This is a genomic window from Methylobacterium brachythecii (assembly GCF_014196345.1).
GTDB lineage: Bacteria > Pseudomonadota > Alphaproteobacteria > Rhizobiales > Beijerinckiaceae > Methylobacterium > Methylobacterium brachythecii.
The window spans coordinates 54890-68139 of the sequence record NZ_JACIDN010000013.1 but is presented as its reverse complement, the minus strand read 5'-3'; the positions used below and the strand labels follow the sequence as shown (position 1 = coordinate 68139).

General features: G+C 66.1%; 4 protein-coding genes. All 4 read left to right on the top strand.

Going from position 1 to position 13250, the window contains the following annotated elements:
- Positions 1–320 precede the first annotated feature (320 nt).
- The 4 genes from GGR33_RS24840 to GGR33_RS24825 all read left to right on the top strand — a co-directional run bounded on the left by GGR33_RS24840 (position 321) and on the right by GGR33_RS24825 (position 13172).
- The gene (locus GGR33_RS24840; protein WP_183513410.1) at positions 321–875 is read left to right on the top strand and encodes an AraC-like ligand-binding domain-containing protein; all 555 of its coding nucleotides are present in this window, start codon (positions 321–323) and stop codon (positions 873–875) included.
- Between the two features lie 9 nt (positions 876–884).
- Positions 885–1346, top strand: a complete 462-nt coding sequence (locus GGR33_RS24835; protein ID WP_183513408.1) for a helix-turn-helix domain-containing protein — start codon at positions 885–887, stop codon at positions 1344–1346.
- A gap of 257 nt (positions 1347–1603) precedes the next feature.
- Positions 1604–2329, top strand: a complete 726-nt coding sequence (locus GGR33_RS24830) for an RICIN domain-containing protein (RefSeq protein WP_183513403.1) — start codon at positions 1604–1606, stop codon at positions 2327–2329.
- A 751-nt stretch (positions 2330–3080) separates the two neighbouring features.
- Complete coding sequence (locus GGR33_RS24825) at positions 3081–13172, top strand: autotransporter-associated beta strand repeat-containing protein (protein WP_210302210.1); 10092 nt, start codon at positions 3081–3083, stop codon at positions 13170–13172.
- Positions 13173–13250 lie beyond the last annotated feature (78 nt).

The following is a 13250-nucleotide window of genomic DNA, read 5'->3' as shown; positions in this document are numbered from 1 at the left end:
TCCTCAGGCTTGTGCCGCTTCGTTCCCATATGTCCGTCCTCGTCCTGGCTCGAAAGCCATACCTCAAGGCGGACCACTCCTGTGGGGGACGATCACTGTCTTAAGTTTTTGAGCAAACCTGCTGTGCAGGACCAGCTCTCTATCCATGCGCCTTCCATTGAGCCAAGCGAGGCCGACAAACCTCAATCTGACGAAAGGGCGTTTTATATGGTGATTGGGATCTGACGTCGTGACGCGGCGTCTCGACATTTCTCCGGGCGATCACCTAAGAGCCGACGTCGATACATCTATTCCTACCACGAATGGCGCGGATACCCGTCATGCTTACGACGACCCGTCATTCGATCCAGCTCGCAGACGGTGATGCAGAATATCGGCTTGCCGCTTGGCAGGAGGTGATGCGCCCGTCCGGTGAGATCCGGATGACCCCGGAGGAAGCGGACCGCTTCACGACGACAGGCACGTGGCGGCAGATCGGCCCATTGTTGGTCGGGCATGTCACCGCCGGTGATTTCAGGCTCGTCCGCACCGAGGCGATGGCCAAGCTCATCGGTCTCGACCACGTCTTCATCAACGTCTTCCTTGCTGGCCGGGGCGAAGGCATCTGCGGACGACGGCGCATGCGCTTCGAGCCCGGCGCGATGTCGATCACGAAATTGTCGAGCCCAGCCGATTATCGGCTCTTTGGCATCACGCTCACGGCCGTCGTGGTCTCGCGCCGGGTCCTGGAGGCCGCGATCGGGCCGGTTGCCCCCTTCGACGGGCGCGTCTACCCGGCGGGCTCCGTCGAGGCTCTCCTCGTGGGCGCGCAAGTGGATGCGCTCCTGGCGTTGCCTGATCCTTTGCCATCCGCCAAGGCGTCGATTGCGAGCTGAAGCACCCTCATGCTGCTTGCTGCCTGCCTGAACGGAAAGCCGTTACCGGGCGGGGCGAAGGCGCCCGAGGCGCTGGACGAGGACGGCGAACTCGCCAAAGCCATCCGTCGTTACATCAAGGAGCAGCTAGCCGATCCGGACTTGGGCCCGGACACGATCTGCCGGCAATTCGCCCTGTCGCGGGGCCGCCTCTATCGCCTCATGCGCGGCAGCGGAACCATCGCGACGACCATCCGCCGGCTACGCCTCGTCCACGCCTACGGGGAAATCGTGGCGGGTCGATACACGGGCTCGTCTGCTGAAGTGGTCGCGGCCCGATCGGGGTTTCGGCAGGAGCGCAGCTTTCGCCGCGCCTTCGTCCAGGAATTCTCTCTCTCACCCGCCGCGCTCCAGGCGAAGGCAGAGACCGGCTTGCGCACCCCGCTGCCCGCGTCCGGCCTGGTGATCGCGGATTGGTTCAACGATCTCTGAGGCATGGGTGCTGCCGAGGGCAGGAGAGAACGGTTTCGCCGCCGTTTGGCCGCCGCAAGCTGTCCCGCAACAGCGCCGTCCTATGCCCCGGGCATTGGAGACACCGATCGCGGACGATCCGTTTCAATCTGAGGGTCTCAACGCAACAGATTGACCGCGTCGAGCCGCGCGCCTTGACGTACCTCCCACGCCCTCGTCACTGCTGAGCTGCAAGCCGAAACCGACGTTGTTCAGCAAACGACATCCGCGATTGGGCTTTGATCTGCTTCCGGCAGAGGCTGATCGAGGTCATCCGAGTCGAGGAGACGGCTTTATCTGGCGACGCAACTCCAGACGAAGGCTCGCCAGCACTCGCCAAGAGTCTTCGCTCGGAGGACGAGATAGCGGCCGAACCCGGGCTGGCCCACGGGCCAGTATTGGGTGGACGTGAGCGAGAACGACGGTCCCCTCGAGTTCCGCCAGCAATTCGATATCGAAGGAACGACATGAACCGGATCGTATCAAGCCTGACGGCTGCCGCCATGTTTCTTCTTGGCGCGGCAGGCGCATCGCAGGCCAGCGACTATCGGCGTCTCACGACGCAGTGGAAGGGGCCCGGGATGTCGTTGGACATCGTCAACGGCGGCGCACGCAACAATTTCGCCCAAATCGCGAAGACCGAGGACGTGACCGGCCAGTCGTGGAAGATGACGAACTCCGACGGCTGGCTTCATCTGACCACGGAATTTCGCGGAGCCAAGATGTGTCTCGACGTCGAGAACGGCGGCGACATGAACAATTTCGTCAAGCTCGAACGCTGCGAGAACAATTCGGGGCAGTCCTGGAAGATGATGAAGTCCAGCGAAGGCGGCTTCGTGCGATTAACGACCGAATTCCGCGGGCCCAACCTGTGCCTCGACATCGTCAATGGCGGCCCTCGCAACGGCATGGCGCAACTGACGAAATGCGAGGACGTGTCAGGGCAACTCTGGAAGATGGAGTAGGCTGAGGCCGGTTGAGCGCCGAGCGGAACGGCGAAGCGTGGTCGCACGACGACGAGGTTTTCATCTCGCTCGGGAGAAAGCCCGCTTAGACGGCGCTCTGAGGCATTCGTCTGGGCTACGGAAAGTATCCGCGTCACCGACTTGCCTATCCTAAGCGGGGTGCTGCTTCCGGCCACGCCGTGCCTGCTTCGGATTTTGCTTTGGTGGGGACCCAAGCGCAGGCTCCCAAGAGCGGCGAGAAATGGCCGATCAACGAGCGAATGCTTGGTGGGATAGGTCCGATGAGCAGCACTCGATGGAGGTGCATGCCAGCGCGCATCCGCTCCAATCCGGTGTGTTGATACTGCGGACTTCAGAGAGAATTTACAGCGATGCTCGGACCCGACCGTGTCTTACTCGCAACACACAACCACATTTTGTTTTTCCAGCAACATTTAGATACGAATGCAAAAGACTCCGCCCATATGACTCGATAAGACAAAGCAACTAATAACGATGAGTTGGTCGACCCATTGTCTACTTAAGTACCGTCTTATAGCGTACCTAATCAGACAAATCGCCCCTCGCTGTTGAATTAGGCTGCGTGGCTTGAGCAAGCTTTTGCTTGAGGTTGTTCGCGCAGAAGTTGAGTTTAACGGCGGGTTGGGGCGGAATGACCAAGGTCTCACGGAATGCGCAGGTGCTGCGCAGGGCTCTGCTGCGCTCGACCGCTCTGATTGGTGTCATTATCCGCCCGGCGAGAGCGCCAGCCGTGCCTTACCTCGCCTCGTCTCCGGGGCTGCAGCGGAAGCTGGTGGCATCGCTGCTGGCGCTGGCGATCGAGACGTCGGCCTCACTCTTGGCAAGGCTGAGCCCCAGGCCATCAACGCGGGTCGGCAAGGTGCGGCCGGCGGCGCGGGTCGGACGGCGGCGGTGGCGCGAGGCGGTCCTTGCGGGCGTCGCGACGGCGTTCCTCGGCGGCCCGGCGACCGCAGCGCCGTCGTACGTGGTGATGAACAACGCCGATAACGGGGCCGGCTCGCTGCGGGATGCGATCACCTACGCCAACGCCAATGCCGGCACGATTATCACCTTCGCCGGCGCAGGCACCTTCTCCAACCGGACGATCACGCTCGCGAGCGAGCTGCCGCTCATCCTCGGCAACAACACGGTCATCGACGGCGGCAACAACATCACCGTGAGCGGCAACGGGGCCTATCGCGTGTTCTTCGTCGGCGACGCGGGGCAGCTCGGCGGCGCGACGACGACGGCCACGATCGAGAACCTCACCATCGCCAATGCCAAGGCGTCCGGCGGCAACGGCGGCGGCAGGGCCGGCGGCGGCGCGGGACTCGGCGGCGCGCTGTTCGTTTCCTCGACGGGCACCGTCACCCTGACGAACGTCAACCTGCAGTCAAACGCAGCGGCGGGTGGCAACGGTGGCGGCAACAGCGGCACCGGTAATGGCGGTGGCGGCCTCGGGGGAAGCGTCAACAGCACTGCCGGAGGCTCAGGCGGCGGCGGCTTCGGTTCTGCCGCGACCGGCGGCACCTCTCCGAGCACCGCGGGCAATGCCGGTGCCTTCACCGGGGGCGCGAATGGCGGGGCTGGCTACAACGGATCCGCGGGCGGAAGCTCGGGCGGCGGCGGCGGCTACGGTGCTATCGCTGGCGGCGGTGGCGGCGGCGTCGGCGGGGTAAGCGGGACCGCGACGAACGGCGGGGCCGGCGGATTTGGCGGTGGCGGTGGCGGCGGCAATTCCGGCGGCTCCGGCACGGTTGGTGGAGCGGGTGGCTACGGCGGCGGCGGCGGCAGCGGCGTGTCGAGCACGAATGGCGGGGCCGGCGGCTTCGGCGGCGGCGGTGGTGGCGGCGGCGCGAGCGGTCTCGGGGCGGCAGGGGGCTTCGGCGGAGGCACGGGCGCAAATTCCGGGGCCGGCGGCGGCGGCGGCGCTGGTCTCGGCGGGGCGGTCTTCGTGATGGACGGAGGTCAGCTCATCTTCGGCGGCACGCTCGCCATCAACGGCAGCACTGTAACGGGTGGCTCGGCCGGCGGCGCGACTGCAACGGCCGGCTCGGCTTTCGGCGCCGGCCTGTTCCTCGCCGGGAATGGAACTGTCACCTTCCAGCCAGAGACGGGGCAGACGCAGACGGTGGCGAACGCCATCGCCGACCAGACCGGCTCGGGCGGTACCGGTGGTAACGCGGGCAGCTATAGTCTGACCAAGGCCGGCGCCGGCACGCTGACGTTGACGGGCGCCAATACCTACACGGGGGGCACCACCCTTGCTGCCGGCATCCTGAATGCGGGCAGTGCCGGTGCGCTGGGCACCAGCGGCACACTCAATTTCACCGGTGGCACGCTGCAATACAGCGCCGCCAACCAGATCGACTATTCCAGCCGCTTCTCGACCGATCCAGGGCAACAGTACCGCATCGACACCAACGGGCGGAATGTCACCTTCGCCAACGCGCTGACATCGTCGGGCGGGAGCCTGAATAAGATCGGCGACGGTACGCTGACGTTGACAGGGGCCAACACCTATACCGGCGGCACCGCAATCTCGGGCGGCACGCTCAACTTGGCCGGCACGCTCTCCAACTCTGGCGCAGCAGTGAGCTTATCCGACGGCACCACCTTGCGTGTCGCTTCAGGCGGCAGCATCACCAACACGTCCGGTATTACTGTCAACGGAAACGGCGCGTTCACGATCGTGAATGCCGGAACGATCCGCAACACCGGCGACGGCTCCGACGTGATCAACACCAGCGCCAAGGTGACGCTGTTGAACACGGGAGCGATTACGAACATCACCAATGTCGCCGCCGGCGCAAACGGCGCGGGCAGCATCATCACCAATGCGCGGAGTGGGAGCCTGACCGGCGGTAACAGTACCGTATACGGCATCGGTGCCCAGGTCGGTGACAACGGTAAGATCGACAATTACGGCACGATCTCAGGTAGCGCCACGCTGGCTGACGGTGGCGGCACGCTCAGCGGTGGCACTGGCGTTACGGCCAACCTCTTCGCCAGCTCCATCACCGGCACGGTCAAGCTCGGCGATGACTCGACCCTGTCGCTCTACGCGGGCACGGGTACGGCCAACACGGCAGGAGTCACGACGACCGATCCGGTGACCGGGCAGACCGTCATCCTGCAGAACGCCGGCACGAACGATGCGGCCAAAGTAGGCGTGATCGTGCTTGGCAGCAACGGCACCATCGCGCTGCGCGGCACCGGCGACGGCACCGCTGCCAATGGCGCGGTGGGCACGTTAGACATGTCGAAAGTGTCCGGCGCCACGAAGCTGACAAAGCAGGATTCCGGCACCTTCGTGCTGACTGACAACTACGGCAGTGCGCTCACCACCAACGTAGAGGCTGGTCGCCTAGTTGCCCAGAACATCGGAAGCGCCTTCGGTTCAGGCACGGTGACGGTCAAATCAGGAGCCGTGGTTGAGCTGAACAGCACTGGGTCGAATTCCTTCGGTCTGGCGGCCGGAACCTTCACCGGCGCGGGCACCATCCAGAAGACGGGCACCGGAAACGTCTACCTCGGCGGGGCCGGCGACGTGAACATCAGCCTTCTGGAGGGCGGCGTGTTCGACGTGAAGGCCGGAAGCGTGAACGGCAGCAGCAGCGACCAGGGCTTCTGGACCAACAACAAGGGCAGCCTCAACATCGAGTCCGGTGCGACCTTCGACGGGGTCGAAGGTGCCATCACCGTCGACGCGCTGACGGGTGCAGGTACGCTCAAGGGCGGTTACAACGGAACTCGGACCACGACGATCGGCATCGCCAACAGCAACGGCATTTTCTCCGGCACGATCGCGAACGGCAACGGTGTGCTCGCCCTGACCAAGGTGGGCACCGGCACGCAGACGCTCACCGGCGCCAACTCCTATACCGGCTCGACCACGATCTCGGGCGGCACGCTGCAGGTCAATTCCTCGGCGGCGCTGGGCGATGGCTCAGCCACCAACACGCTGATCTTCAACGGCGGCACGCTCCAGGCCATCGGCGCCGTCGCCTCGCCCGCGACACGCGGCGTCACGCTCGCAGGTAACGGCACGATCAACACCAACGGCTACGCCGTCTCGATCGCAGGGATCGTCACGGGAGCCGGCCATCTGACCGGCGCTGGTGCCGGCACGCTCACGCTCACCGGCACCAACACCTATATCGGCGGCACCACCTTCGCGGGCGGCACCCTGAATGCGGGGAGTGCCGGTGCGCTGGGCACCAGCGGCACGCTCAACTTCACCGGCGGCACGCTTCAGTACACCGCCGCCAACCAGACCGATTATTCCAGTCGCTTCTCTACCGATCCCGGGCAGCAATACCGCATCGACACCAACGGGCGGGATGTCACCTTCGCCAGTCCGCTCACGTCGTCGGGCGGCAGTCTGAGCAAGTTCGGTGACGGTACGCTCACGCTCATCGGCGCCAGCACCTATATTGGCGGCACCACGGTCTCGGGCGGTACGCTTCAGATCGGCAATGGCGGCACGGGTTCGATCACGGGCAACGTCGTGAACAACGGCACGCTCGCGTTCAACCGGTCCGATTCCGGCGCGACCTTCGCCGGTGACGTATCTGGCAGCGGCTTGATCACGCAGTCGGGCAGCAGCACGCTCACCCTGACCGGCGCGCTCACCAACGGCGGCGTTCAGGCATCGGCCGGGGCTGTGGTGATCGGCGGAAGCATCACGACGGCGGGCACCGCCTTCAATAGCAGCAATCCGGCGGCCCTGGTCGATCGCGGCGGTACCGCACTGACGATCAACAGCGGTGCGAGCGTCACCACCACGAATCCGTCCGGACTGGAAGACGCCGTGCAGCTCAACGGCGGCAGCCTGACGAATGCCGGTACGATCACCGCAAACGTTGCCAACGCTCCGCAAGGTAGCTCCCAGACGAGCGTCTTTGCGCGCGGCGGTGGTGCGATCACGAATACGGGTACGATCACGGCTGGCAATAACGGCGTGTTTTTTCACTCGGACGCTACCGAGAGCCTGACAATCAACGGCGGAGGATCGATCACCGGCCAGAACGGAAACGGCATCGACGCGAGCAGTTTGACGGGCAACATCACGCTCGGCACCACGACGGCACTCGGCAACGTGTCGGGTTCGCAGAATGGCATCGTTGCCAGTGCCCGTTCGAACGGCAGCGTCGACATCGTCACGGCCGGCGCCATCACCGCCTCGAACGGGACCGGCATCAATGCCGCGACGAACGGAACCGGTCACCTCTACGTCACGGCTCAAAGCGGCCGTGTCGTCGGGTCGAGCTACGGCATGGCGCTTGCCGCATCGGGCGGCGGTCCGATCACCGTCTCGGTTGGTGAAGGTGTGAAGACCATAGGTGGGGTGTACGGCCTCTTCGGTACGTCGGCGACGTCGGTCACCAATGGCGGCACCATCGCGGCAGGCAGCTACGACACCACGACGGGCGCTGTCACGGTTGCCAGCGGCGCAACCGGCACGTCTGGCGTGAACATTCTGTCCGGGAGCGTCACCAACCAATCCACCGGCAGCATCGGCGGCGACAACGGCGTCTACTTCACCGGCTTCGGCGCGGCTAACCCGGGAACACTATCCAATGAGGGGATGATCACGGGTACGACCCGGTACGGCGCGCGTTTCGAAAGCAACGGAACGATCACCGCCAACACCGGTACGATCGGCGGCGACGATGACGGCGTGAACATCGCGGGCACGGCCTCCGTCACGACCAGTGGGACGATCAGTTCGACACGCAACACAGGCCTATACCTCGGGAGCGGCGGCACTGTGCTCAATGCACTCCGCAGCGACAGTCAGGGCAATTTCGTTGGCGGCCAGATCAACGGTGGCAGCTCTATCGACTTTGGTTATGGCATTCGGGCCGTGGGCGGTCTGCTGACACTGACCAATGCCGGCACGATCAGCGCGGGCAACGCAGCCGTGGCCGCCGTTGCGCTGCCGGGCGGCTCGATCGACAATTACGGCACGATCAGCGGCGCGATCCAGAGCGGTAATACGGAAACGACCGTGACCCTCCGGGCCGGATCGAGCACCGGCAACATCACTCTCGGCTCGGCCAACGACACCGTAAACGTCTACACTGGTACAGTCAGAAGCACGGCGATCCTAGATGCGACCTCTGGGCTAACCCTTCAGGCAGCAGGCACCCATGACGCGGCTGGCGTCGGAAACATTGACCTCGGCGGCGGCACGAACACGCTGAATTTGCGGGGTGCCGGCGATGGGACAGCGGCGAACGGGGCTGCTGGCACACTCGCTCTCGGATCCCTCAGCGGAGCCGGAACGATCAACAAGTTGGATACCGGAACCTGGGTCCTCACCGGTCAAACGACATCCCCGATTGCGGGAATGACGGCCAACGTGAATGGCGGCATCCTCGCGGTCAACGGGACGCTGGGCAACACCGCCGCCGTCGGGCAGATCGCGGCGAACAGCGCCATAGTCAACGTCAATACCGCCGGCACGCTGCACGGCTCGGGCATCATCGCCGGTTCGGTGGTCGTCGGGAGCGGCGGCACGGTTTCGGCCGGCAACTCGCCGGGCACGCTGACGGTCAACAGCGACTACACTCTCAATTCCGGTTCGACCTCGCTGTTCGAGCTCGGTGCTCCGGGTGTGGTCGGCGGCGCCAACAACGACCTGATCAAGGTCGGCGGCAACCTGCTGGTGAATGAGGGCAGCACCCTGGCGCTCAGGACCACCAGCGGCGGTCAGATCTCCAGCGGCTACTACACGCTGTTCAACGTGACCGGCACGACCACCGGCCGCTTCGATACGGTGACCAACGGTGGCACGGCGGCCACCTCCGACCTCACGCAGATCGTGACCAACGGCGGCGCCGGTCCGTCGCAGTACAACGTCCTGCTGGCTAGCAACGGGCAGCTCGTCCAGTTCTGGGATGGCGGCAACAGTTCCGCCAACGGGGCGGTCGATGGCGGTATGGGAACGTGGGATGCCACCCGCACCAATTGGACGACGCTGGACGGGGCCGCCAACGACCAGTGGCGGTCGCAGGTCGGCGTGTTCGGTGGCACGGCCGGTGGCGCGGTGGTGGTGACCGGAGCGCAAAGCTTCGAGGGCCTGCAGTTCAGGACCGACGGCTACGTGCTGTCCGGCGATGCACTGAACCTCGTCGCCGATAGCGGGATCACGGGCGCCACGGCGGCTTCGATCACCACCGAGAGCGGTGTCGGCACGACCATCGGCAACGTCCTTCAGGGCTCGGCCGGCCTGACCAAGTTCGGGGGCGGCACGCTCACGCTGACCGCTGCCAACACCTATACGGGTCTCACGACCGTGACCGGCGGCACTCTGGCGCTCGCCTCGAGCGGTTCGCTCGCGGGTGACGTGAACAATGCGGCGATCTTCACGAACGCCGGAACCGTCGCCGGCAGCCTGACCAACAGCGGCACCGCGAGCAACGACGGCACGATCGGCAGCAGCGTGTCGAACAGCGGCACCTTCGCCAACAACGCGAGCGGAACGGTCACCGGCGGCCTGACCAACACGGCCGGCACCACGACCAATGCCGGCACCATCAATGGCGGCGCGACGATCCTGGCAGGGACCTTCAACACCAACGCCGCGACCAGCGTGGTCAACGGCACGCTCGCCAATAGCGGAACGGTCAACGCGCAGGGCCAGATCAACGGCAGCGTCGCCAACAATGCCGGCGCGGTCTTCACCGTCGTCGGCGGCCTCTCCGGCATCGGTCGCTTCACCAATGACGGCGCGCTGGCGCTGGGCGGCAACGGCCTGAGCGTCGGCTCGCTCGCTGGTACAACGGCTGCCGCGGCCATCACGGGTGGCGGCACGCTGACGGCCGGCAGCGATAACAGCGGGTCGGGCTATGCCGGCACGATCTCCGGTGCGACCGGACTGACCAAGCAGGGAACCGGTACCCTAACCCTGTCGGGGTCGAACACCTACGCTGGCGCGACCACGGTCTCGGCTGGCACGCTTCAGGCAGGCGTAGCCAACACCTTCTCGTCGGGCTCGGCGGTGACGGTGGCGGCGGCTGGCCGGATGGACCTGAACGGCTTCAACCAGACCGTCGCCTCGCTGAGCGGTGCCGGTGGCGTGACGCTCGGTGCAGGCAAGCTGACCACGGGCAGCAGCAACGCCTCGACGGGCTATGCCGGTGTGATCTCCGGCACGGGCGGTCTTACCAAGGGCGGCACTGGCAATTTCACGCTGTCCGGTGCGAACACCTATACTGGGGCGACGACGGTCTCGGGCGGCACGCTGACGCTGGCGGCCGGTGGCAGCCTCGCTTCGCCGATCGTCACGCTGGCAGGCGCCAGCTTCGCCAATGCCGGAACGGCGACCGGCGGCCTGACCAATGCCGGCAGCTTCTCGAACAGCGGCACGCTGGCGGGTGGGTTGACCAACACCGGCACGGTGACCGCCTCGGCCGGGCGCATCGATGGTGCCGTCGCCAACAATGCCGGCAGCGTGACCATCTCTGGAGCCGTCGCGAGCAACGGTACCTTCACGAATGCCGGCGGTGCTAGCCTCGCGGTGAGCGGCAGCGGCGCCTACGCCCTTGCCGGCCTGCTAAGCAATGCCGGCAGCCTTACGGTCGCGTCAGGTGGCAGGCTCACGGCGCCGGCCGGGATCAACAATGCCGGTTCGATCACGGTGGCCCAGGGCGGCAGCATCATCGATGCCCTCGTCAATACCGGCAGCGTCGTCAATAACGGCAGCTACACCGCGGATACGACCAACACGGCCTCCGGCAACATCACCAACACCGGCACCTGGAGCACGGTGACCGGACCGTTCGGCAATGCCGGGACGCTCGCTACCAGTGGTGTCCTCAACGGCGGCTTGGCCAATACCGGGACCGTCCAGGCCTCGGGCCAGCTCAACGGCGCGGTCTCGAACGCGGCTGGCGCCAATATGACGCTGACCGGCGCCCTGACCGGCGTCACGAGCCTCGCCAATAACGGAACGTTCGATCTCGGCGGCACGGCCTTCACGGTCGGCTCGCTGTCGGGCACCGGCACGGCGGCGCTGATCCGCAATGGCGCCCTGACGGCAGGCGGCGACAACAGCTCGACGAGCTATGCCGGCACCATCGCCAACGGCGCGACCGTCACCTCGCTCACCAAGACCGGTACCGGCAATCTGACGTTGAGCGGCACCAGCACCTATACCGGCGCCACCACGGTGCAGGCCGGCACGCTGACGGTCGCGGGCAACCTCGCTTCGTCCGTGAGCGTGGCCAACGGCGCCCTCCTCGCCGGCTCGGGCAGAACCGGGGGCCTGACCGTCGCCTCGGGCTCGAGTGTGTCTCCAGGCGCGAGCGCCGGTACGGTCGGCACGCTGAACGTCGCCAACATCCTGTTCTCGAACCAATCGTTCTACCAGGTCGACGCCACGGCGCTCGGCCAGTCGGACCGGATCACGGCGAGCGGCACCGCCACAATCCAAGGCGGCACGGTGCGCGTCACGGCGCAGGCCGGCCTCTACAACCCAACCACCAGCTACACGATCCTGAGTGCAGCCGGTGGCGTGACGGGGCGGTTCTCGAACGTGACCTCGAACTTCGCCTACCTGACGCCGTTTCTGACCTACGACGCCAACGACGCCTATCTGCGGCTCGCCCGCAACGACCTGCAATTCGCCACGACGGCGCAGACCCGCAACCAGGCCGCCGTAGCCGATGCGGCCCAGGCGACGGGCGTCGGTGCGCGCCTCTATGATGCGATCGCCGTGCTGTCCGCGCCGCAATCGCGGGCGGCCTTCAATGCGCTCTCGGGCGAGATCCATTCGAGCGCAGTCACCACGCAGTTCGAGAATGCGTTCCTGGTGCGTGAGGCGGTCCTCGACCGGCTGCGCTGGGGGAATGCCACGGGCTTCGGCAACGACACGCTCGGTGTCGGCCAGCGCTTCGCACCGGGCACGACCTTGCCGGCGGCCTACACGGCCGACTTGCCGGGCCGGGCCAGCGCCCCGACGCCGGTCACGGCGCTCCTCGTTGATCCCAACCCGATCGCGGTCTGGGGCCAGGGCTTCGGCGCGTTCGGCTCGACGGCGAGCGACGGCAACGCCGCTCGCCTCGCCCGCCAGACCTCCGGCTTCGTGCTCGGGGCCGATGCGCGGATCGAGAACAACTGGCGCCTCGGCGCGGCCGGCGGCTACAGCTTCACCAATTTCGACGTCACGGGGCGGCAATCCTCGGGCACGATCGAGAGCGGCTATGGAGCGCTCTATGCCGGCGGCCCGCTCGGCGGTCCGCAGAGCCCGCTGCAGCTGCGCCTCGGCGCGACCTATGGCGGCAACAGCCTGACCACACGGCGCGGCATCGCCTTCGCCGGCTTCAACGAGAACGCCAGCGCCCGCTACGGTGGCACGACTGCCCAGGGCTTCGGCGAACTCGGATACCGGGTCGGCACGACGGCGGCATACGTCGAACCCTTCGTCGCCGCCGCAGCGATCCGCATCGGCAGCAACGGCTTCACCGAGGTCGGGGGCGCTTCGGCTCTGACCACGCGAGGCCGCGACTACGACCTCGCTACCTCGACCATCGGCCTCAGGGCGGAGGCGCGGCTCTCAGAGGTGTTCGCCACCGGCATGCCGATCATGGTGCGGGCGCTGGTCGGCTACCGCCGGGCCTACGGCGACGTAGTGCCCTCGGCGCTGCTCGCCTTCGCCGGCGGCCAGCAATTCGTGTCCGCTGGCTTGCCTATCGACCGCGACGCCCTCGTGGCCCAGGCCGGCCTCGACTGGCTGATGGCCCCAAGCACGACCCTCGGTGTCGGCTATACCGGCCAGGTCGGCGAGCGCGCCCAGGACCATGGCGTGAAGGGCAACTTTACCTACCGGTTCTAAGACGCAGCTACAGACAAAGGCCCGCGGGATCACTGAACCCACGGGCCTTCGCTTGCCGATGGGCCTGACCTGTCGCTC

What these genes read in the sequence shown, in the direction of transcription:
- GGR33_RS24840 (WP_183513410.1), top strand. Translation starts at nt 321, where the DNA reads ATGCTTACGACGACCCGTCATTCGATCCAGCTCGCAGACGGTGATGCA.
- GGR33_RS24835 (WP_183513408.1), top strand. Translation starts at nt 885, where the DNA reads ATGCTGCTTGCTGCCTGCCTGAACGGAAAGCCGTTACCGGGCGGGGCG.